The organism is Stenotrophomonas sp. YJH_SMC_14-1 (assembly GCF_059372275.1).
On record NZ_JCAFVK010000002.1, the window covers coordinates 289,189 to 310,052 of the forward strand.

The window sequence follows — 20,864 nt, forward strand, 5'->3', positions numbered from 1 at the left end:
CATGGCCCGCATCCTGCGACTGATCGTGCTCCTGCTGCTGGCCGCCACGCCGCCGGCGTTCGCGCAGCAGGCCCTGCATCTCGATGACACTGACAACGGCCTGCTGATCCTCAGCTACCACGACATCCGCGACCGGGTCGCGGCCAAGGGCGACGCCGATACCTACGCGGTGAGCACGCAGAACTTCGCTGCGCACCTGGATTGGCTGGGGGCACACGGCTACCACCCGGTGTCGCTGTCGCAGGTGATCGACGCCTCCCAGGGACGCGCCACGCTGCCACCGAAACCGGTACTGCTGACCTTCGATGATGGCCTGCGCAGCGTCTACGACAAGGCGTTCCCGCTGCTGCAGGCGTACCGCTACCCGGCGCTGGTGGCAGTGATCACCGATTACGTGGACATGGCACCCGGGCGCACGATCGACTATGGCTACCGGCCGTTCGGCCACGATGACTTCGTTACCTGGGCGCAGCTGAAGCAGATGCACGACAGCGGCCTGATCGAAGTGGCCAGCCATACCGACGACCTGCACCACGGAGTGCTTGCCAATCCGCAGGGCAATTCGACGCCAGCGGTGGTCACCCGCATCTACCGGCCGGCCACGCGCAGCTACGAGAGCGAGGCGCAGTACGAGCAGCGCCTGCGCGCCGATCTCGGCCGCAGCGTGCAGCGCATCCAGCAGCACCTGGGCGTGCGCCCGCGCGCCATCGTCTGGCCGTACGCCGCCTACAACCAGTTGAGCAACGACATCGCCGAACAGCTGGGCATGCCGGTGTCCTTCGATCTGGAAGGCCGCAGCACGCCAGTGGCCAGCGACCTGCATGGGCTGGCGCGCTTCCTGGTCAGCGACAACCCGACCGTGGAGGGCCTTGCCTACGAGCTGCGGCGCGACGTTGCGCTCGACGGCATCCGCGCGTTGCAGGTCGACCTGGATGATGTGTACGACCCGGACCCGGCCCAGCAGGGGCGCAACCTCGATGCGCTGATCGAGCGGGTCAAGCGCATCTCGCCCACCCACGTCTACCTGCAGGCGTTCGCCGATCCGGACGGCAACAACACCGCCGATGCACTGTACTTCCCCAACCGGCACATGCCGATGCGCGCGGACCTGTTCAGCCGGGTCGCCTGGCAGCTGAAGTCGCGCGCGGGGGTGAAGGTCTACGCATGGCTGCCGGTGCTCGGCTTCGAGCTGCCCGACCCCGTGCAGCGCAAGGCACTGGCGATCCACAACGGCGATGCCGACGGCATGTACCGGCTGGACTTCACCAATCCGAAGGCACGCCAGATCATGCTCGACATCTACGAGGATCTGGCCGTCAACTCGTACTTCGAAGGCCTGCTCTTCCATGATGATGGCTACCTGCGCGACACAGAACTGCCGACGCTGGCGGCCGGCGACGATGGCAGCGCTCGCACCCGGGCGCTGATCGACTTCACCCTGGCCCTGCGCGACAGTGCGCAGCGTTGGCGGCCGAAGCTGGCCACGGTGCGCAACCTGTACGCGGAGCCGGTACTGCGTCCGCAGAGCGAAGCCTGGTTCGCGCAGCGCCTGGACCTGTTCAACAAGGCCTACGACCAGACCGCACTGATGGCGATGCCGTGGATGGAAGGCAGCAGGCATCCGGAACGCTGGCTCGACCAGCTGCTGGCCGCGGTGCGTGCGCACGATCCCCAGTTGCAGCACACCCTGTTCGAACTGCAGACCGTCGATTGGCGCAGCGGGCAACCGATTCCCGCCGAGCGGCTGCGCGCGCAGATCCGCCAGCTGCAGGCGCAGGGCGTGCACCACTTCGCCTGGTACCCGGATGACTTCATCGCCGGCCAGCCTTCCACCCATGATGCCCGCGCGGCGATGTCCGCCGGCAACTTCCCGTACCCGGAGAAGTGACATGGACATGCACCCGCTGCTGCAGGTCCTGTTCCAGTTCGCCTTCTACTACCCGATGGTGATGGCGTTCTTCTGGATGTCGGGCGGCCTGTATTACTACTTCCGGCGCGAACGCCATTCGCGCCCACGCAACGACCCGCCGCTGATGGTCGATCCACCGTTCGCGAGCCTGTTGATTCCCTGCCACAACGAGTCCGCGAACCTCGACGACACACTCGGCGCGGCGCTGGCACAGCGCTATCCGGCCGACTACGAGGTGATCGCCATCGACGATGGCAGCAGTGATGACACCGGCGCCCGGCTCGACGTGCTGGCGGCGAAGCATCCGCGGCTGCGCGTGCTGCACCTGGACCGCAACCTCGGCAAGGCCAACGCGCTGCGCATGGGTGCGCTGGCGGCCCGCTCGGAGTACCTGGTGTGCATCGATGGCGATGCCATGCTGGAGGAACACGCCCTGCACTGGATGGTCTGGCACCTGGTCAGCGGCAACCGCGTCGGTGCGGTCACCGGCAACCCGCGCATCCGCAACCGTTCCACCCTGCTTGGACGCCTGCAGGTGGCCGAATTCTCCTCGATCATCGGCATGATCAAGCGCGCGCAGCGCGTGTACGGGCGCATCTTCACCATCTCCGGAGTGATCGCCGGCTTTCGCCGCACCGCCCTGCACCAGGTCGGCTGGTGGTCGGACGACATGGTGACCGAAGACATCGACATCAGCTGGCGCCTGCAGCGTGCGCATTGGGACATCCGCTACGAACCCAACGCGCTGTGCTTCATCCTGATGCCGGAAACGCTGAAGGGTCTGTGGCGGCAACGGCTGCGCTGGGCGCAGGGTGGCGTGGAAGTGATGCTGCGGCATGCGCGTTCACTGCTGCACTGGAAGGAACGGCGCATGTGGGGCGTACTGCTGGAGTACGTGCTGAGCGTGATCTGGGCCTACACCATGCTGTTCATCGTGGTGCTGTGGGTGCTGGGCAAGCTCATCGACATGCCGCCGCAGCTGTACATCGCCAGCCTGCTGCCGCAATGGCATGGCGTGATCCTGGCCCTGGTCTGCCTGATGCAGTTCGCCAGCAGCCTGATCATCGACCGTCGTTACGAAACACAGATTGGACGCAACTACTTCTGGGTCATCTGGTACCCGATGGCGTACTGGCTGATCAGTCTTTCCACCACCTTGGTGGCGTTGCCGAAGACCCTGCTGCGCCGTCGCAGCAAGCGCGCCACCTGGACCAGTCCCGATCGGGGGATCCGATGAACGCACAACGCCCGTCCAACCGCTTCGACTCGCGGATGATCCGCAAGCCGCATCGCCAACCACGCTTCCAGCGCACCGCCTGGGGCTTCGTCACCCTCGCGTTCTGGGGGTTCTACTTCTACCTGTGGGCACCGTTGGTGACCCTGTTCTCGTGGCTGATCGGCGGCCAGCTGGCCTGGCAGCAGCTGTACCAACGGCAAAGCCAGTTCGACCCCTATGTGCTGGTGGCACTGCCGCTGATGCTGCTGTGTGCCAGCGTGCTGCTGATCGGCTGGGCCGAGTACAACCGCGCGCGCTTCCGTGGCCACGAGCGACGCCTGCCGCGACCGCTGGCCAGCCTCAATGAAGTCGCGGCTGATCTGGGTGCCAGCACCGGCCTTGCCGAGCGCCTGCTGGGCTGCAAGGCCGCCACGCTGCACATGGACGATCACGCGCGGCCGATCGGTATCCGCCGCGAGGTGGTGTGACGCCCCGGTAGTCGCCGACCCGGGTCGGCGCTTGCTTGGGTAGCTGCCGATCCTGGTCGGCGCTTGGGCCTGGTGGGCGCCGACCTTGGTCGGTACCGGGGTCTACCGCGAAGGGCATCCGCGCATCGCGTGGATCTACTTGCGCGTCTGCCCTTCACCGCGCACGACAAATCGTTCGACGGTGAGTGCTTCCAGGCCCATTGGGCCGTACGCATGCAGGCGCGTGGTGGAAATGCCGATCTCGCTGCCCAGGCCCAGCTGGCCACCGTCGGAGAAGCGCGACGAGGCATTGACCATCACCACCGCCGAGCGCAGCGCAGTGACGAAGCGCTCGGCATGGCCGGCGTCTTCGGTGGCGATCACTTCGGTATGGTCGGAGGTATAGGCACGGATGTGCGCGATGGCCGCCTCGAGGTCATCAACCACGCGCACGGCCAGCACCAGGTCGAGGAACTCGGCAGCGTAGTCGTCTTCGCTGGCGGCGGTGCTGCCCGGCAGCAGCGGCTGCGCATTCGTGTCGGCGCGCAGCTCCACGCCACGCTCACCGAGCGCCTGCGCCACGCGCGGCAGGAAGGCTTCGGCCACATCACGATGCACCAGCAGGGTTTCCAGCGAGTTGCAAGCCGACGGACGGCTGCACTTGCCGTCCACCAGAAGATCGATGGCTTTGCCGAGGTCGGCGCTGGCATCCACGAACAGGTGGCAGACACCCTTGTAGTGCTTGATCACCGGCACCCGCGCATGCTCGGCAACGAAGCGGATCAGGCCTTCGCCGCCGCGCGGAATCGCCAGATCGATCAGTTCATGCAGCTGCAGCAGCTCCAGCATCGCTTCGCGGCGCAGGTCGGTCAGCACGGTCACTGCCGCCGCCGGTACGCCATTGGCCTGCAGGGCGCCGGCCAGCGCCTGGGCGATGGCGGTGTTGGAGTGGATCGCTTCGGAACCACCGCGCAGGATCACGCCATTGCCCGCCTTCAGGCACAGCGCGGCCGCTTCGGCGGTCACGTTCGGGCGCGCCTCGTAGATCATCACGATCACGCCCAGCGGCACGCGCACCTTCTGCACGCGGATGCCGTTTGGACGCACATCGTCGCGGGTGATCTGGCCGACGGGATCGGGCAGCGCGGCGATCTCTCGCACGGCTTCGGCCATCGCGAACAGGCGTGCCGGGTCCAGCGCCAGGCGGTCGAGCATGGCACTGCCAATGCCTTTCTCGCGCGCAGCGGCAAGGTCGCGCGCATTACCGGCCAGGATCAGCCCGGCATTCACTTCCAGTGCCTGGGCCATTGCCAGCAGCAGCGTGCGGCGCGCCGCACTGTCGAGGCCGGCAACGATCTGGGCCGCGTCACGGCAGGCACGCGCCTGCGCTTCGATTTCACTCATCGGGGAGTCCTTCAAACCGGTCATGGCAGCACCAGATCGTCGCGATGGACGACACTGCCACCGTAGTTGTAGCCCAGCACGGCCTCGATGTCGCGCGAATGGCGGCCGGCGATCCGGCGCACATCATCGGCCGCGTACTGGCTGACGCCGCGCGCCACGCAGACGCGGCCCTGTGGCGCGTTCCAGCACACCTGCACCATGTCGCCACGGCGGAACATGCCCTCCGCGCCGGTGATGCCGCCGGGAAGCAGCGAGGCGCCCTTCTCGCGCATCGCCTGCGCCGCGCCGGCATCGATCACGATCGCACCCTCGACCAGCGGCGCGTGCCGCAGCCAGTGCTTGCGGGCCGCCTCACGGCTGCGCGCGGCGTAGATACGGGTACCGAACAGGCGGTCCTGGGCCAGCGCGCGCACCACGTCACCGCTGCGGCCATTGAACAGATAGGTTTCGATGCCGAGACGACCCGCCTTCGCTGCCGCTTCCAGCTTGGTCCGCATGCCGCCGGTACCGGCGCCCGAGCCGGCGCCGCCGGCCATCGCCAGCACCTCGTCACTCAGTTCCGGCACCTCGTGCAGCGGCCGCGCATCGGCCACGGCGCGCGGGTCGGCGCTGTACAGGCCATCGATATCGGTGGCGATGAACAGCGCATCGGCATCGACCAGTGCCGCCACCGTCGCCGCCAGGTTGTCGTTGTCGCCAAGCTTGAGCTCGTCCACCGACACGGTGTCGTTCTCGTTGACCACCGGCAACGCGCCCAGCCGCAGCAGTTCGTTGAGCGTGGCGCGTGCGTTGAGGTAGCGGCGGCGGTTGCGCAGGTCGTCATGGGTCAGCAGCACCTGCGCCACCGGGCGCTCGAAGAAGCGCTGCCAGAGCCCGATCAGCTGGGCCTGGCCGAGCGCAGCCAGCGCCTGCCGCGCCGCCATCGCCGCGCCAGGCTCATCGGCCCGCGGCAGGATCGCGCGCCCGGCAGCGACCGCGCCGGAAGACACGATCACCACCTCGCGCCCGGCCAGGACATTGGCCGAGACGAACTGGGCCAGGCCCAGCGCGTGGCGTGGTGACAGGCCGCCGCCATCGGCTGCCAGCAGGCTGCTGCCGACCTTCAGCACCGCACGCCGCCATGGCGGCAGCGCTTGTTCGGGGAACGGCGAGGCGACGTTGGCAGCGTGCTGGATCATCGGTCAGTGTCTCAGCGGGTGTTCCATTCGTGCACGGTCAGCTCGGAGGCCTGCATCGTCACCAGCGGATCGGTGGCAACGATGGCCTGCGCCTGCGCCAGGCTGTCCACGTTGCACAGCACATAGGCGCCACCACTGCCGTCGGCGAAACCACCGGTCAGCTGCAGCTTGCCCTGCGCCTGCAACGCATCGAGGAAATCGCGGTGCGGCTGCACTGCTGCATCGTTGAAGTCCGGCCGGCGCATCGCCATCACCAGGTAGACAGTGCCCGCCATCAGGACAGCGCCTGCCAGCGCGCGCGCAGTTCGTCCAGGCGCAGGTCGGCGGCCGAACCCGGCGACACGCGCGCGGCGAGGCTGCCTTCCGGGGTACGCCCCTGCCCTGCACTGTCGGCACCGGCCGCAGCGGCCTTGTAGGCCTCACGGAACGGCACGCCGGCCACGGCCGCTTCCACCGCCACGTCGGTGGCATACATGCCCGAATCGATGGCCGCACGCAGCTTGTCGTCACGCCATTCCAGATTGGCCAGCAGCGCCGGCAGCAGCTCCAGCGCGGCCAGGCCACGGCCGAAGCCGTGGAAGATGGCACCCTTGGACGACTGCAGGTCGCGGTGGTAGCCCGACGGCAGCGACAGCAGCTGCTCGATCTCGGTGCGCGCTGCGGCGACGCTGGCGTGGGTCGCACGCATCAGCTCGATCACGTCCGGGTTGCGCTTGTTGGGCATGATCGAACTGCCGGTGGTGTACTGCGCCGGCAGCGCGACGAAGCCGAACTCGGCGCTGGTGAACAGCGACAGGTCCCAGGCGATGCGGCGCAGGTCCAGCGTGGCACCGCCGAGCGCTTCCAGTGCGGCCAGCTCGAACTTGCCGCGCGACAGCTGTGCGTAGATCGGCGAGATCTGCATGCGCGCGAAACCGAGCGCGGCCGTGGTGTGTTCGCGGTCCAGCGGCAGGTTCACGCCGTAGCCGGCAGCCGTGCCCAGCGGATTGGCATCGACCAGCGCATGGGTGTCACGCGCGCGGATGGCATTGTCGATGAAGGCCTCGGCCCAGCCCGCCCACCACATGCCGGCCGAGGACACTACGGCGCGCTGGATGTGGGTGTAGCCGGGAATCGGCAGGTCCTTCTCGGCCTGTGCGCGGTCCAGCGCGACCTTGGCCACTTCGGCGCTGAGCTGTGCCACGCGCTGCAGCTTCTCCTTCAGCCAGAGGCGGGTGGCGACGAGGATCTGGTCGTTGCGGCTGCGGCCGGTGTGGATCTTGCGGCCGGCATCGCCGAGGCGTTCGGTCAGGCGCGCTTCGATCGCCGAGTGGCCATCCTCATACTGGGTATCGAGCACGAAGCGGCCTTCGCGGAAGTCCTGCGCCAGCACCTCCAGTTCGCGCAGCAGGCCGTCCAGCTCGTCGGCACTGAGGATGCCGATGTGCTGCAGGCCCTGCGCGTGCGCGGCGCTGGCGGCGATGTCGTGCAGGAAGAACTCGCGGTCGAGGATCACGTCGTCGCCGGCGAGGAAGGTCTGGATCTGGGCGTCGACAGCGACGCCGGGCTTCTGCCAAAGAAGGTCTGCCATGGGGGCTCCGGAAGGCGTGTTCAGTGCGGGATGGACATCAGTTCGTCGATGCCCAGCGCGAGGTTGAGGTTCTGCATGGCCTGGGTGGCCGCGCCCTTGAGCAGGTTGTCCAGGGTCGCCACCACCACCACGCGCTTGCCGCCCGGGGCCAGGGTGAAGCCTCCGACCTGGGCACCGTGGCGACCGGCAATGCGGCTGACCCACGGCGCCTCATCCACCACCTCGATCAGCGGTTCACCGGCATAGGCCTGCTGGAAGCACTCGACGATCTGCTCGCGGGTCTGCACCCGGTTCAACCACAGGTTGGCGGTAAGCGTGATGCCACGGAAATGCGGGGCGACGTGCGGCATGAACTCGACGGCCACACCCAGCTGCACCGACACTTCGCGCTCGTGCACGTGGTTGGTCAGCGCGTAGGGCATCAGGTTGTCGGCCAGCAGTTCAACGTTGTTCTTGTCCGACGGCGTGGTACCGGCACCGGAGTAGCCGGAGACACCGAAGCACTGCGGCGGGCCGGCCAGCAGGTCCAGCAGCGGATGCACCGCCAGCTGCATCGCCGTGGCATAGCAGCCCGGGTTGCTGATGTGCTTCTGGCCGTTGTAGCGGCCGCGGGTCAGCTCCGGCAGGCCGTAGTACCAGCTGTTGTCGAAGCGATAGTCGGCCGAGAGATCGACGATGACGGTGTCCGGCTTCGCCGCTTCCAGCGCAGCCACGAACGGTGCGGCCAGGCCATTGGGCAGGGCCAGGATCACCGCGTCCACGCCCTTGGCCGCCACTGCATCGGCGTCCAGGTTTTCGTACTGCAGCTCGCCCTGGAATTCCGGGTGATGGTCGGACAGGCGCTGCCCGGCGCGCTCGCGCGAAGAGACGAAAGTCAGTTTCAGCCGCGGATGGGCGGCCACCAGCTTGATCAGCTCGGCGCCGGTATGGCCGCGGGCACCGACGATGCCAAGGGTGAAGGTCGAATCGTTCATGCGTGACTGTCCAGGCGGTACTGCAGGTGGCGCTTCACGCCCTGCCATTCCGCGTCGATGATGGAGAAGATGACGGTGTCGCGCGGCGTGCCGTCGGCGTGCCGCTTGTGGTTGCGCAGCACGCCATCCTGCTTGGCGCCGAGGCGGGCAATGGCGCTGCGTGAAGTGGCGTTGAACCAGCTGGTTTCCAGCACCACGCTGATGCAACCCATCGTTTCAAAGGCGTGCTGCAGCAACAACAGCTTGGCTTCGGTATTGGCACCGGTGCGCTGCACGCGCGGCGTGTACCAGGTGTAGCCGAGGCTGAGTTTCGGCACACCGGCATCCATGTCATAGAAACGGGTACTGCCAACGATTCCGCCAGCCGCATCACGGATCACGAACGGCAGCACCTTGCCTTCGCTCTGCGCCTGCAGCGCGGCCCGCACATAGGTCTCGGCCTGTTCCGGCGACGGCACCTGGGTGTACCAGAGCTGGTCCAGGCCGCTGCCTTCAAGCGCATCGCGCAGGCCGGGCACGTGTTCCATCTGCAGCGCCTGCAGGGTTACGTGCTGGCCGCGCAGGGTGGGAACCGTGTTCCAGGCATCGAGGTTGCTCATTGCTCAGCCCTGCAGGCTCGGGGTGCGCTGCGCGCAATGATCGACATAGGTCTTGATCCGGTCGATGCCATCGGCACCGAACCAGAATACCTTCCAGTGGTCCTGCTTGTAGCAGCCGTCGGATTCGGCGTAGTAGAAGTGATTGATCGGGTTGCCATGGCGCGAGCGCCAGAACAGCTGCGGCGTCTCTTCCAGCATCACGTTCCAGACCGCACGGCCCAGGCCCTCGCCCTGCGCGTCGTCGAGCACGGCGAACTTGTCCAGGTACACGCCCTCTGCCTCGTCGGTGAGGATGACCGCGGTGCGGTAGTTCTCGCTGACGTAGGCACGCAACAGCTTGGTCTTCTCGAAATAGTCCGGCACCAGCGCGCGGCCGAAGCTGGATTCGATCAGGCCCTTCAGGCGCGGCAGGTTCAGTTCGTTCCAGGCGGTGGCGCGCAGCACCTTTTCACCCTTGCGCACCAGCGTGCCCGAACCCTTGTGGGTGAACAGTTCCTTGGCCAGGTCGGCCGGGCGCGTGATCGACACCGACGATTCCAGCGGCAGGCGGTCGAGCAGATCCTTGATCTGTTCGATCTTCACCTTCATGCCGCCGTGGATCCACGGCTGCGCGATCAGGTGGTCGTACTCGGTGGACAGGTTGATCGAATCGATCACGTTGCCCGCCTCGTCCAGCAGGCCGCCCGTGCCGGTCAGGAAGATGATCTTGTACGGCTGCAGTTCCTGCACCAGCTCGTTGGCGGCGAAGTCGGCGTTGACGTTGAGGATCTGGCCGCCGGCGGTCTCGCCCAGGCTGGTGATGACCGGGATCGAGCCGGCGCGCAGGCTGGCCTCGATCGGTGCCAGGTTGACCTTCTTCACCTCGCCGACCAGGCCGTAGGTATCCACATCCAGGTACTCGGCTTCGAACACGCCGCCGGTGATCGAGGTGGCGCGCGCGCCGTTCTGCTGCAGCGCCTCGACCAGCCGCAGGTTGGACTGCTGGAACACCCGGCGCACGATTGCCAGCGCTTCCGGCGAGGTCACGCGCAGGCCGTTCACGGTCTGCTTCTCGATGCCGGCGGCCGACAGTTCGGCATCCAGCTGCGGGCCGGCGCCGTGCAGCACGATCGGGGTCAGCCCGACTTCCTGCAGGAACGACAGCGAAGAGGTCAGCGCGTCGAGGTCGTCGCGCAGCACCGCGCCGCCGACCTTGACCACGGCGAAGCGCTTGGCATCCAGCTGCGAGAAGCGCTTGAGGTACTGGCTGATCTCCTTCGCGCTGGCCATGCTGGAAAGCAGGCGCACGATGGTCTGGCGGGTCTGGCGATGGGGCTGGAGGGCAGGAGACATTTCGGTTTCGTCGGAAAGGGAAGAATCAGGCGCCGGCGGCGATGATGCGGTGCACGGCGTCGGTGTAGCGCTGCAACTGCTCCAGCGTCACGAACTCATCGGCGGTGTGGGCCTGGGCGATGTCACCCGGGCCGAACACCAGCGTGGTGTAACCGCCGGCCGAGAACAGCGAGGCCTCGGTCCAGAAGTCCACTGCGTTGCCGATCGGCAGTTCCAGCGCATCGGCTACGTCACGTGCCAGCAGGCGGCGGTTCTCGGCTTCGGCGATGTCGCCGGCCGGCAGGCTGGGGCCACGGAAGGTTTCGGTGAATACCGCCGCTTCCGGCTCGGCGAAACCGGCGAAGGTGGCCAGCAACGCGTCGATGTTCATCGACGGCAGCGGCCGGAAGCCGAAGCGCACTTCGGCAGCGGGCGCGATCATGTTGGCCTTGATCCCGCCTTCGACGCGGCCGATGTTGAAGCGCAGGCCCGTCAGCCCACCGAAGCGCGCCGAAGCCAGCGATTCCACATGGTCCAGCGCGCGATTGCCCCAGCGCATCGTTTGGTGCAGCGCGCTGGCAGCCGCATCCTGCTTGCCCGAGGCGTGCCCTGCACGACCGGCGAACTGCATCAGCACCGAGCTGATGCCGCGATGCGCCAGCACCGCTTCGCTCATGGTCGGCTCGGCCACCAGCACCGCTTCGTACGGAATGCCGCGGGCCAGGAACGCGGCGATGCAGCGCGGATCGTTGGCTTCTTCATCGCTGGAGAACAGGAACGCGGCATCACCATCGCTGGCATTGGCCGCAGCCACCAGTGCAGCGGCCGCGCCCTTGATGTCACACACGCCCAGGCCGATCACCCGGTCGTCCAGGCGCCGCATCACATGCGGGTCGGCACTCCAGTGCGGCGAGTCCGGCACCGTATCCAGGTGCACGTTGAACAGGTACTTCGGCGTACCACGCACGGCGTACAGGCTGACCGCGCCCGCGCCATGGTCGATCACCTCGACGTTGAAGCCGGGCAGGTTCGCGCGCAGGTAATCGAAGATGCCACCGGTGGTGATCGCACGCGGCGGGTTGCGGGTGTCGAAAGACACCAGGGCCTGCAGGTGATCGAGCGTCTGTTCAAGCATGTGTCTGAATATCCGTAGGGTTCGAAATCGGTAGTGCCGGCCGCTGGCCGGCTCCGCAATGATCCAGCCGTGCCACGAGCCGGCCAGCGGCCGGCACTACCCTCCATCGACGTTGCGAGGCGCCGGCCAGCGGCCGGCACCCCGTCACAGGTCAACCACGATTGACCTGCGCATAGACAGTGGAGCTCATGCCGAACAGCTTGATGAAGCCCTCCGCCTCTTCCACGCCCCAGTCGGCCGACTGCGCGTAGGTGGCACCCTTGGTGTTGAGCAGGTGCGGCGACTTCACCGCCACTGCATCGACGCGGCCACCGCGCGTTTCCAGCACCACTTCACCGTTCACCTTGGCCTGCGAGGACTTCAGGAAGGCTTCGATGTCGGTCTTCAGCGGATCGTGGTAGAAGCCTTCGTACACCAGCTCCACCCACTTGCGCGCCACGTCCGGCTTGAAGCGGTTCTGCTGCTTGGTCAGCACCGCATCTTCCAGCGCGCGGTGTGCGGCCAGCAGCGAAACCAGGCCCGGGGCCTCGAACACGATGCGGCCCTTCAGGCCGATCACGGTGTCGCCGGTGTACACGCCGCGACCGACGCCGTACGGGGCGAACAGCTTGTTGAGCTGGGCCAGGATCTGGTCGCCCGGCAGCGCCTTGCCGTTCAGTTCAACGGCTTCGCCTTCAACGAACTTCAGGGTGACGGTCATCGCCTGCTCCGGCCACTCGCTGCGCGGTGCGCACCAGCCACGGGCGCCCTCGCCCGGGGCTTCCCAACGGTCGATCTCGCCGCCGGACATGGTCAGGCCCAGCAGGTTCTCGTTGATGGTGTAGGCCTGCTGCTTGGCGCGCACGCCGAAGCCGCGCTCTTCCAGGTACTTCTGCTCGTAGGCGCGGGTCTGGGTGTGTTCCTTCTGGATCTCGCGGATCGGCGCGATGATCTGGTAGTCACCCAGCGCCTTCACGGCCAGGTCGAAGCGGACCTGGTCGTTGCCCATGCCGGTGCAGCCGTGGGCGATGATGTTGGTGCCCAGTTCGGCGGCACGCTTCAGCGCGGCATCGACGATCAGGTAGCGGTCCGAGACCAGCAGCGGGTACTGGCCCTGGTAGCCTTCGCCGGCCCACACGAACGGCTTGACGAAGCCTTCCCAGATGGCCGGGCCACCGTTGACGGTGACGTGGCTGGCCACGCCCAGTTCGGCGGCGCGCTTTTCGATGAAATCGCGCTCTTCATCATCCACGCCGCCGGTGTCGGCGAACACGGTGTGCACGTTGTAGCCGCGCTCCTGCAGGTACGGCACGCAGAAGCTGGTATCCAGGCCGCCGGAGAAGGCGAGAACGACGTCTTTGTTGCTCATGGGAGTCAGGTCCACTTGGGGGATGGGAATTCGGTAGAGCCGACCGTTGGTCGGCTGGAATGATGGGTGCGCCGCTGCGGGAGCAGCCGACCAACGGTCGGCTCTACCCCTTGTTCGATCTAGCGCCCGGCAACGGCCGCCATGATCGCCTTCTGCACGTGCAGGCGGTTCTCGGCTTCGTTGATGGCGATGCACTGCGGCGAATCCATCACCGCGTCGGTGGCCTTCACGTTCCGGCGCAGCGGCAGGCAGTGGCTGAACACACCGTTGTTGGTCAGTGCCATCTTCCGCTCGTCCACGATGAAGTGCTTGAACTGGTCGCGGATCGGCTTCTCCGGCTCCCAGTTGCCGAAGAACGGCAGCGCGCCCCAGCTCTTGGCGTAGACCACGTCGGCGCCGGCGTAGGCGCTGTCGATGTCATGGCTGATCTTCAGCGAACCGCCGCTCTCGGCCACGTTCTGCTCGGCCCAGCCCATGTAGCGATCGTCGAGGATGTAGTCGGCGGTCGGGCACAGCAGGGTCACGTCCATGCCCATGCGGGTGGCGATGGTCAGTGCCGAGTTGGCCACGGCGGTGTTCAGCGGCTTGGGGTGGTAGGTCCAGGTCAGCACATACTTCTTGCCACGCAGATCCTGGGTGCCGAAGTGCTCCTGCAGGGCCATGACGTGGGCCAGCTCCTGGCACGGGTGGGTGATGGTCTCCATGTTGATGACCGGCACCGGCGAATACTTGGCGAAGCTGTTGAGGACGATGTCCTGGCGGTCGTAGGCCCAGTCGATGAACTTGGGGAACGCACGCACGGCGATGATGTCGCAGTAACGGCCCAGCACCTTGGCCACTTCCGCAATGTGTTCTTCGGTATCGCCGTCCATCACCGTGCCGAGGTTGAACTCGATCGGCCACGCATCCTTGCCCGGTTGCAGCACCACCGCGTGGGCGCCGAGCTGGAACGCGCCCAGTTCAAAGCTGGTGCGGGTGCGCATGGAGGGGTTGAAGAACACCAGCGCGATCGACTTGCCCTTGAGCTGGTCGCCGAGCTTGTTGCGCTTGAACAGCGCGGCCTGGGTCAGCAGCGCGTCAAGATCGCTGCGGCTCCAGTCCTGGGTGTTCAGGAAGTGCTTGGGGGACATCATCTTTCCTTGCGTGGCGGCGCCGGGTTCGACGCGGTGGAAGGGAAAAGCAGGAAGCAAAGGTGGATCGAAAAGGTTGCAGTTGCAGCTTTCAGCACATGCATTTTTTAAGCGCGGAAACGAAAAAACCCAGCCGGCGGGCTGGGTTTTTTTCGGACGAACAGCAGAAAGCTCCGGTTACCCAGCGAGGATGTGGGGTTCCGGTCGACGCGCACGCGAGGTCATGCCCGACGCCTGTCGGGCTGCGCTGCTGTCGTGCTGGAAGTCGGTGAGCTTCATGGCCGCCAATCTTTGCATGCGGCCGGGGCCGACGCAAGGGGCCGGGGTCGCAGAATCAGGGATTACCGGCGGCGCCCTGCTCGGGGCCGACCCAAGGGGTGATCGAAACCCGGATCTTCAGCCGGTTGCCGGGGTCTTCCGGCAGGCGCGACCGGTACTTGGTGCCCTTGTAGACGTAATCCACGTCATAGGCGATCGGCCGGCGGAATTCACGCCCGACCGGCACGATGCGGCAGTCGCGGGTCAGCATCGGGCCGTTGTTGGCCGGTGCCGGGGCGGGCGTCTCGGCGGCGGTCTCCTCGGAGACCTCTTCATCGCTGCGCTTGAACATCGAGCGCACCGAGTCCCAGAAGCGGCTGATCCGGCCCTTGTCCTCGACCGGCTCTTCACCGGTGACGTTGACCGGGGCCAGGGTGCGGGTCGAGATCGGCTCGCAATGCTCCTCGGTGCGGGTCGCGCGCAGGGTCTGGAACACCGGCTCGACGTTCAGCACCTGCGCATAGTCGAACTTCACGTTCTCGACGATCACCACCCGGTTGCGCGGCTCGGCTTCCTGCGCCTGGGCCACGGCGGCCGTCGCCGACAGGCAGGCCAGGGTCAGCAACGCGGTGGATTTCAGTGGCGACGGGAGCAAGGACACGGCAATAGTGTAGGCAGTGACGAGCGCAAGGGGCTGAACATTACCCGTCCACGCCGCTCCTGCCCACCCCACCTTGGGGGGAGCCGGCGTCCACCGGTGGCAATCGGCGCCCCAAAGCGGGCCGACACGTTCTAAAATCACGGGCTTGTCCCCCAGCCACAGCCCCATGACCCTGCGCCTGCACAACAACCTGACTCGCCAGCTCGAACCGTTCACCCCGCTCGATCCGGCCTGTCCGACCCTGTATGTGTGCGGCCCCACGGTCTACAACTACGTGCACATCGGCAACGCCCGTGGCCCGGTGGTGTTCGGGGTGCTGGCCGATCTGCTGCGGCGGCGTTTCGGTGGCCTGCGCTACGCGCGCAACATCACCGACGTGGACGACAAGATCAACACCGCTGCACGCGAGCAGGGGGTGCCGATCAGCACCATCACCGACAGGTTCGCCGCCGCCTACCGTGAAGACATGGCCGCGCTGGGCGTGGTGCCGCCGGACATCGAGCCGGAAGTGACTGCGCACATGCCGCAGATCATCACCATGATCGAGCAGCTGATCGCCAATGGTCATGCCTATGCCGCCGAAGGCCACGTGCTGTTCGCGGTGGCCAGCTTCGACGGCTACGGCAAGCTCTCGCGACGCGATCCGGAAGAGATGCTGGCCGGCGCCCGCGTCGATGTCGCCCCCTACAAGCGTGATCCGGGCGATTTCGTGCTGTGGAAGCCGTCCAGCGACGACCTGCCCGGCTGGGAATCGCCCTGGGGCCGCGGCCGCCCGGGCTGGCACATCGAATGCTCGGCGATGGCGGCCGCCCATCTGGGCGAGACCATCGACATCCATGCCGGCGGTGTCGACCTGCAGTTCCCGCACCACGAGAACGAGATCGCGCAGAGCGAATGCGCGCATGGCGGCAGGATCTTTGCCCGCTACTGGCTGCACAACGGCATGCTCAACTTCGGCGGCGCCAAGATGAGCAAGTCGCTGGGCAACATCGAGCGCGTACACGACCTGGTGCGCCAGCATCCGCCGGAAGCGCTGCGTCTGGCCCTGCTGTCGGCCCATTACCGGCAGCCGCTGGACTGGTCCGATGGCCTGATCGAGCAGTCGGTGCGCACCCTGGACCGCCTGTACGGCACGCTGCGCGAGCTGGCGTCGATCGAAGCCAGCGCGGTGATCCCGGCCAGCGTCGAGGCGACCCTGGATGACGACCTGAACACCCCGCAGGCGCTGGCCGAAGTGGCCCGCATCGCCGCCGATGCACGCCGCGCCACCGACCCGGCCGAACAGGCACGGCTGAAGGGCGAGCTGCTCGGCGCCGGCCTGGCGCTGGGCCTGCTGCAGGCCGATCCGGCGAAGTGGTTCGGTACCGCTGCGGGCGATGACGGCGACGATGCCCGCATCCAGGGCCTGATCGACGAGCGTGCTGCGGCCAAGAAGGCGCGTGATTTCGCCCGTTCCGATGCCATCCGCGACCAGCTGGCCGCCGAAGGCATCGTGCTGGAAGACACCCCGCAGGGCGTGCGCTGGTCGCGCAAGCGCGGCTGACCTGCCCTGCCCCGTGGCCGGCCCGCCGGCCACGCCCCCACTGTAGAGACTGTTGTGACCGACTCCCCGTTCCCGCTTGAACCTACCGCCGCCGAGGCCCAGACCGCCATCGCCGAGGAATTCGGCTTCTTCGGCGACTGGTCCGAGCGCTACCAGTACCTGATCGACCTCGGCCGCAAGCTGCCCGCCTTCCCGGACGAATGGAAGACCGAAGAGCACCGCCTGCTCGGCTGCCAGTCGATGGTCTGGATCGTGCCGGAAGGCAACGCGCAGTCGCTACGCTTCCATGCCATCAGTGATTCGGCCATCGTTTCCGGCCTGATCTTCCTGGCCCTGCGCGTGTACTCCGGGCGCTCGGCACAGGAAATCCTGGACACCGAGCCCAGCTACATCCAGGACATCGGCCTGGCCCGTCACCTCTCCCCCACCCGCAGCAACGGCGTGGCGGCGATGCTGGCCTTCATCCGCGAGACCGCGCAGGCCCAGCTGCAGCGCGACCCGTCGTGAGCGAGCCTGCCACAGCCGAAGACACCGCGCTGGGCCTGCTGTCCCGGCCCGGTTTCGCCAAGCTGCTGGCCTACCGCATCTTCGCGATGCTGTCTTACCAGGTGGTGGCGGTCACCGTCGGCTGGCACATCTACGAAGTCACCCGCAATCCGTTCTCGCTGGGCCTGGTCGGCCTGGCCGAGGTGCTGCCGTTCTTCTGCGTGGCGCCGTTCGCCGGCTATCTGGTCGACCACCTGCCGCGCCGTCGGCTGGGCATGGTCGCCTGTTCCGGGCTGATCGCCACGGCGCTGGTGCTGACCAGCGTTGCGACGGGTTGGCTGCCGTTCGAGGGCGTGTGGCCGATCTATGCGGCCATCGCCCTGACCGGCATGGTCCGCGCCTTCCTGTCGCCAATCTACAACGCACTGTTCGCCCGCGTGCTGGCCCGTGACCAGTTCGCGCGTGGCGCTGGCCTCGGCGCCGTGGTGTTCCAGGCCGGCATGGTGGCCGGCCCGGCGCTGGGCGGCGTGCTGGTCGGCTTCGGCGGCAAGGGCCTGTCCTACGCGGTGGCTACGGCCTTTGCGCTGGTGGCGATGGCCTGCCTGGCCACGCTGAAAGTGGAGGAGCCGGTGCACACCGGTCCGGCCGCGCCGATCTTCAAGAGCATCGCCGAAGGCGCGCGATTCGTGGTCGGCAACCGGATCATGGTCGGCGCGATGGCGCTGGACATGTTCTCGGTGCTGCTGGGCGGCGTGGTGGCGATGCTGCCGGCCTTCCTGCACGAAATCCTGCACCACGGTCCGGAGGGCCTCGGCATCCTGCGCGCGATGCCGGCGCTCGGTTCGGTGTTCGTGGGCCTGTGGCTGGCCCGCCACCCGCTGCACCGCAATGCCGGCCGCGTGTTGCTGTTCGCGGTGGCGGGGTTCGGCCTGTGCGTGATCGGCTTCGGCCTGTCGCAGCACTTCTGGCTGTCGGCGCTGATCCTGCTGTTCTATGGGGCCTTCGATGGCGTCTCGGTGGTGATCCGCTCGACCATCCTGCAGTTGGCCACGCCGGAAGAAATGCGCGGACGGGTGTCGTCGATCAACGGCATCTTCATCAGTTCGTCCAACGAGCTGGGCGCGTTCTATGCCGGCACGATGGCCCGTCTGCTGGGGCTGGTGCCTGCAGTGGTGCTGGGTGGGTTTGCGGTGCTGAGCGTGGCCGGGATCACCGCGTGGAAGAACCCGACGCTGCGGAAACTGAATTTGCGTGATCTGCAGTAGCGTCGGCTCGTCGTTTCCGCGACAGCCGCTTTACGTGCGCCGACGCATTGGTAGCGCCGGGCCATGCCCGGCGGCCCTTTTCCGCGACCGCGGCGGGGTGTTACTTTCTTTTCGCGAAAAGAAAGTAACCAAAGAAACGCTCCGCCATCCGCGAGCCGGCGCTGCGCGCCGGTGCCCCGTGCTCCTCGGTGAATCAGGGGACGGCGCCGAACTCGCTGCGCTCAAACAGCGGCGCCTCTTCGCCCCTGATTCCCCTGCGGTGCTCGGCTCGCTACAAGGCGGACTCAACAGCCGCGAGCGCACGCATGACCGCTCTTGGTAGAGTCAAGCCATGCTTGGCTGCTTTTGCTTTCTGCTTTTGCTTTTCCTCTTCCTTGCCCTCCAGCTTCGGCCTGAGCCGAACGTGGGCTCGGCCCTACATCGGCCGCGCACGCAGGAAACCGTTGAGAGCCTGCGGGTGGGTCCGGGCAGGACCGTCCGCGGCATGGATGCCGCGGCCGAGCTTACAGGGATGTACTTGCAGCGTGTCCTGCCCGGACCCACCCGCAGGCTCCCTCTGATACGCGGAAGGCGCCGTTCTACCCAGTCAACCACCCCAACAAAAAACCCGGCCGAAGCCGGGTTTTCTGCATGACCATACAACGAGCGGGAATCAGTCGCCCTGCTGCTTCTGCAGGTGCTCCCAACGCTCCTGGGCGTCGATGGTGCGTTCGGCGGTGAGGCGCGCTTCCAGGCGTTCCAGGCCGATTTCCTCGCCGGTGTCGACGCAGTAACCGTAGTCGCCCGCTTCCAGGCGCTTCAGGGTGCTGTCGATCTTGCCGATCAGCTTGCGATAGCGGTCGCGGGTACGCAGTTCCAGCGAGTTCTCGGTCTCGCGGGTCGCACGCTCGGCTTCGTCGCCGATGTCACGCACTTCCTCGCGCAGGTTCTCGATGGTCTGCTTGGACTCTTCCACCAGGTCCGCGCGCCAGTTCTGCAGGCGCTGGCGGAAGTATTCCTGCTGCAGCGGGCTCATGTATTCCTCTTCCGAGGACGGCTTGTAGCCAGCCGGCAGGATCGGGCGGCCGGTGGCCTCGTCGGTCTTGTACTCGACCACCTTGTACTTGCTGCGCGGGGCCGGTGCCGCCGAGCGGGCGGCGACGGCCACGGCAACCTTGCCGACAGGGCGCGACACGGTCTTCGGGGCGGAATCGGATTTCACGGCGGTTTTGGCAGGCGATTTCGAAACGGGCACGGGATTCTTGGATTGCGGGGCCTTCGAGGCGGCAGGAGCGGCGGCCGGGGCCGGCTTGGAGGCCGGTTGGGCTGCTGCCACTGCCACGGTCTTGGCCGGGACAGGCTTGGCCGGAGCCGGCGTGGCAGCAGGCTTCGGTGCGGACTTCACTACTGGGGCCGGGGTCGGCTTTACGGCCGGCGCGGCAACATTCTTGGCAACCTTCTTTACAGCGGCAGGTGTGGCGACCGGCTTGGCCGCAGCGACCTTCTTTGCTGCGGGCTTGGCAACCGGCTTGACCGCAGCCTTCTTCACCACCGCCTTCGGCGCCGGCTTGGTTGCTGCCTTCTTCGCCACTGGCTTGGCGGCAGCCTTCTTCACCGGCGCAGCCTTGCTGGCGGCCTTCTTCACCACCGGCGCCTTCTTGCTGGCAGCGGCAGGCTTGGCCTTGGCGGGCGCAGCAGCCTTCTTCGCCACCGGCTTGGTTGCCTTGACCGGCGTTTTCTTTGCGGTGGCCTTCCTGGCCGCCGGTTGCGAGGACGCTGCCTTGGTCGCCGGCTTGCTGGCCGGTTTCCTGGCAACGGGCTTTGCCGCCAACTTCTTCACAACAGGCTTGGCGGTTTTCTTGGCGGCCGTTGCGGCCTTCTTTGCAGTTTTTTTAGCAGCCACGAAACGCTCTTCCTTGGATTCCCCGGGGCCCGGGAAAGCGGGCCTTTATAGCCTACCCGACCCGCAGCAGCAACCTCGGCACCCTGCTCCATTCAGTCCTGGAGTCAAGGCGCCCTTGGAGGCAGTCCGACGAACACGGACCGCCTTGCGCGGTACGGAACCTGGCCAGCACCCGCAGGTGCTGGTACCGGTCGCAGGCCATCGGCGACATGCGACCAACGGCCCATCCTGCACAAATGCGGCCTTCATGCCAACTGGCATAAGATGACTGGGTGATCTCGCGCCTGCTCATTGCCCTGCTGCGCTTCTACAAGCGCTTCATCAGCCCCTTGCTGGGGCCACGCTGCCGTTTCGTGCCGAGCTGTTCTGAATACGCGATGCAAGCCATCTCGCGGCACGGCCCGCTGCGCGGCAGCTGGCTGGCAGCACGCCGGCTCGGTCGCTGCCACCCGTTCCATCCCGGCGGCTTCGACCCCGTGCCCGAGTCTCCCAACGCCCCCTCTTGCCGTTGCACAGGAAAACACTGAC

The 20,864-nt window shown here is 66.9% G+C and carries 19 protein-coding genes; 7 read left to right on the top strand and 12 right to left on the bottom strand.

The annotated features are described in order from the left end of the window. Position 1 precedes the first annotated feature (1 nt). Genes pgaB through pgaD form a run of 3 tightly spaced genes read left to right on the top strand, consistent with a single transcriptional unit; the run spans position 2 to position 3,613 of the window. The gene (pgaB, locus tag AC5P9P_RS06325; protein ID WP_111173148.1) at positions 2-1,888 is read left to right on the top strand and encodes a poly-beta-1,6-N-acetyl-D-glucosamine N-deacetylase PgaB; all 1,887 of its coding nucleotides are present in this window, start codon (positions 2-4) and stop codon (positions 1,886-1,888) included. Between the two features lies 1 nt (position 1,889). Continuing rightward, on the top strand, positions 1,890-3,146 hold the full coding sequence (gene pgaC, locus AC5P9P_RS06330; protein ID WP_005414000.1) for a poly-beta-1,6-N-acetyl-D-glucosamine synthase: 1,257 nt from the start codon (positions 1,890-1,892) through the stop codon (positions 3,144-3,146). Beyond that, complete coding sequence (gene pgaD / locus AC5P9P_RS06335) at positions 3,143-3,613, top strand: poly-beta-1,6-N-acetyl-D-glucosamine biosynthesis protein PgaD (RefSeq protein WP_012480823.1); 471 nt, start codon at positions 3,143-3,145, stop codon at positions 3,611-3,613. The genes pgaC and pgaD overlap by 4 nt, the downstream gene beginning before the upstream one ends. A 135-nt stretch (positions 3,614-3,748) precedes the next feature. Here pgaD and AC5P9P_RS06340 read toward each other — a convergent pair whose 3' ends face one another. The 11 genes from AC5P9P_RS06340 to AC5P9P_RS06390 form a co-directional block, all read right to left on the bottom strand. Further along, positions 3,749-5,020, bottom strand: coding sequence for a glutamate-5-semialdehyde dehydrogenase (locus AC5P9P_RS06340; protein WP_049404655.1), 1,272 nt, complete (start codon positions 5,018-5,020; stop codon positions 3,749-3,751). Continuing rightward, positions 5,017-6,174 (bottom strand): glutamate 5-kinase, encoded by a 1,158-nt coding sequence (gene proB / locus AC5P9P_RS06345; protein ID WP_049404653.1) that lies wholly within the window; start codon positions 6,172-6,174, stop codon positions 5,017-5,019. The genes AC5P9P_RS06340 and proB overlap by 4 nt, the downstream gene beginning before the upstream one ends. A gap of 11 nt (positions 6,175-6,185) precedes the next feature. Further along, entirely contained in the window at positions 6,186-6,449 is a 264-nt protein-coding gene (locus AC5P9P_RS06350; protein ID WP_005414003.1) for a YciI family protein, read from the bottom strand. Then, entirely contained in the window at positions 6,449-7,744 is a 1,296-nt protein-coding gene (gene argH / locus AC5P9P_RS06355; RefSeq protein ID WP_005414004.1) for an argininosuccinate lyase, read from the bottom strand. Before argH ends, AC5P9P_RS06350 begins: the two co-directional genes overlap by 1 nt. A gap of 20 nt (positions 7,745-7,764) precedes the next feature. Next, complete coding sequence (argC, locus tag AC5P9P_RS06360; protein ID WP_049404651.1) at positions 7,765-8,718, bottom strand: N-acetyl-gamma-glutamyl-phosphate reductase; 954 nt, start codon at positions 8,716-8,718, stop codon at positions 7,765-7,767. Beyond that, positions 8,715-9,317: a GNAT family N-acetyltransferase gene (locus tag AC5P9P_RS06365; RefSeq protein ID WP_495232655.1), complete on the bottom strand. Its 603-nt coding sequence runs from the start codon at positions 9,315-9,317 to the stop codon at positions 8,715-8,717. Before AC5P9P_RS06365 ends, argC begins: the two co-directional genes overlap by 4 nt. Positions 9,318-9,320: 3 nt before the next feature. After that, positions 9,321-10,649: an acetylglutamate kinase gene (locus tag AC5P9P_RS06370; protein ID WP_495232656.1), complete on the bottom strand. Its 1,329-nt coding sequence runs from the start codon at positions 10,647-10,649 to the stop codon at positions 9,321-9,323. A gap of 25 nt (positions 10,650-10,674) precedes the next feature. Next, positions 10,675-11,763 carry an acetylornithine deacetylase gene (locus AC5P9P_RS06375; RefSeq protein ID WP_111108400.1) on the bottom strand — a complete coding sequence of 363 codons (1,089 nt, stop codon included), beginning with the start codon at positions 11,761-11,763 and terminating at the stop codon, positions 10,675-10,677. 151 nt (positions 11,764-11,914) lie between these two features. Further along, entirely contained in the window at positions 11,915-13,111 is a 1,197-nt protein-coding gene (locus AC5P9P_RS06380) for an argininosuccinate synthase (protein ID WP_111108399.1), read from the bottom strand. Positions 13,112-13,230: 119 nt separating this feature from the next. After that, complete coding sequence (locus AC5P9P_RS06385) at positions 13,231-14,241, bottom strand: N-acetylornithine carbamoyltransferase (protein WP_005410369.1); 1,011 nt, start codon at positions 14,239-14,241, stop codon at positions 13,231-13,233. A 334-nt stretch (positions 14,242-14,575) separates the two neighbouring features. Continuing rightward, on the bottom strand, positions 14,576-15,139 hold the full coding sequence (locus AC5P9P_RS06390; protein WP_024958440.1) for a glycine zipper 2TM domain-containing protein: 564 nt from the start codon (positions 15,137-15,139) through the stop codon (positions 14,576-14,578). 187 nt (positions 15,140-15,326) lie between these two features. On the opposite strand from AC5P9P_RS06390, the gene cysS reads away from it, so the two are divergent. The 3 genes from cysS to AC5P9P_RS06405 are packed head-to-tail and all read left to right on the top strand — an operon-like array spanning position 15,327 to position 18,454. After that, complete coding sequence (gene cysS / locus AC5P9P_RS06395; RefSeq protein WP_495232657.1) at positions 15,327-16,703, top strand: cysteine--tRNA ligase; 1,377 nt, start codon at positions 15,327-15,329, stop codon at positions 16,701-16,703. A gap of 54 nt (positions 16,704-16,757) precedes the next feature. Then, positions 16,758-17,210, top strand: coding sequence for a SufE family protein (locus AC5P9P_RS06400; RefSeq protein WP_005410372.1), 453 nt, complete (start codon positions 16,758-16,760; stop codon positions 17,208-17,210). Continuing rightward, positions 17,207-18,454, top strand: a complete 1,248-nt coding sequence (locus AC5P9P_RS06405) for an MFS transporter (RefSeq protein ID WP_049404644.1) — start codon at positions 17,207-17,209, stop codon at positions 18,452-18,454. The genes AC5P9P_RS06400 and AC5P9P_RS06405 overlap by 4 nt, the downstream gene beginning before the upstream one ends. 652 nt (positions 18,455-19,106) lie before the next feature. Here the strand turns inward: AC5P9P_RS06405 and dksA are convergent. Further along, a complete protein-coding gene (dksA, locus tag AC5P9P_RS06410; protein ID WP_049453462.1) occupies positions 19,107-20,336 on the bottom strand; it encodes an RNA polymerase-binding protein DksA in 1,230 nt (409 codons plus the stop codon). Between the two features lie 272 nt (positions 20,337-20,608). On the opposite strand from dksA, the gene yidD reads away from it, so the two are divergent. Beyond that, on the top strand, positions 20,609-20,863 hold the full coding sequence (gene yidD, locus AC5P9P_RS06415) for a membrane protein insertion efficiency factor YidD (RefSeq protein WP_080240779.1): 255 nt from the start codon (positions 20,609-20,611) through the stop codon (positions 20,861-20,863). Position 20,864: the final 1 nt, after the last annotated feature.

What these genes read in the sequence shown, in the direction of transcription:
- pgaB (WP_111173148.1), top strand. Translation starts at nt 2, where the DNA reads ATGGCCCGCATCCTGCGACTGATCGTGCTCCTGCTGCTGGCCGCCACG.
- pgaC (WP_005414000.1), top strand. Translation starts at nt 1,890, where the DNA reads ATGGACATGCACCCGCTGCTGCAGGTCCTGTTCCAGTTCGCCTTCTAC.
- pgaD (WP_012480823.1), top strand. Translation starts at nt 3,143, where the DNA reads ATGAACGCACAACGCCCGTCCAACCGCTTCGACTCGCGGATGATCCGC.
- AC5P9P_RS06340 (WP_049404655.1), bottom strand. Translation starts at nt 5,020, where the DNA reads ATGACCGGTTTGAAGGACTCCCCGATGAGTGAAATCGAAGCGCAGGCG.
- proB (WP_049404653.1), bottom strand. Translation starts at nt 6,174, where the DNA reads ATGATCCAGCACGCTGCCAACGTCGCCTCGCCGTTCCCCGAACAAGCG.
- AC5P9P_RS06350 (WP_005414003.1), bottom strand. Translation starts at nt 6,449, where the DNA reads ATGGCGGGCACTGTCTACCTGGTGATGGCGATGCGCCGGCCGGACTTC.
- argH (WP_005414004.1), bottom strand. Translation starts at nt 7,744, where the DNA reads ATGGCAGACCTTCTTTGGCAGAAGCCCGGCGTCGCTGTCGACGCCCAG.
- argC (WP_049404651.1), bottom strand. Translation starts at nt 8,718, where the DNA reads ATGAACGATTCGACCTTCACCCTTGGCATCGTCGGTGCCCGCGGCCAT.
- AC5P9P_RS06365 (WP_495232655.1), bottom strand. Translation starts at nt 9,317, where the DNA reads ATGAGCAACCTCGATGCCTGGAACACGGTTCCCACCCTGCGCGGCCAG.
- AC5P9P_RS06370 (WP_495232656.1), bottom strand. Translation starts at nt 10,649, where the DNA reads ATGTCTCCTGCCCTCCAGCCCCATCGCCAGACCCGCCAGACCATCGTG.
- AC5P9P_RS06375 (WP_111108400.1), bottom strand. Translation starts at nt 11,763, where the DNA reads ATGCTTGAACAGACGCTCGATCACCTGCAGGCCCTGGTGTCTTTCGAC.
- AC5P9P_RS06380 (WP_111108399.1), bottom strand. Translation starts at nt 13,111, where the DNA reads ATGAGCAACAAAGACGTCGTTCTCGCCTTCTCCGGCGGCCTGGATACC.
- AC5P9P_RS06385 (WP_005410369.1), bottom strand. Translation starts at nt 14,241, where the DNA reads ATGTCCCCCAAGCACTTCCTGAACACCCAGGACTGGAGCCGCAGCGAT.
- cysS (WP_495232657.1), top strand. Translation starts at nt 15,327, where the DNA reads ATGACCCTGCGCCTGCACAACAACCTGACTCGCCAGCTCGAACCGTTC.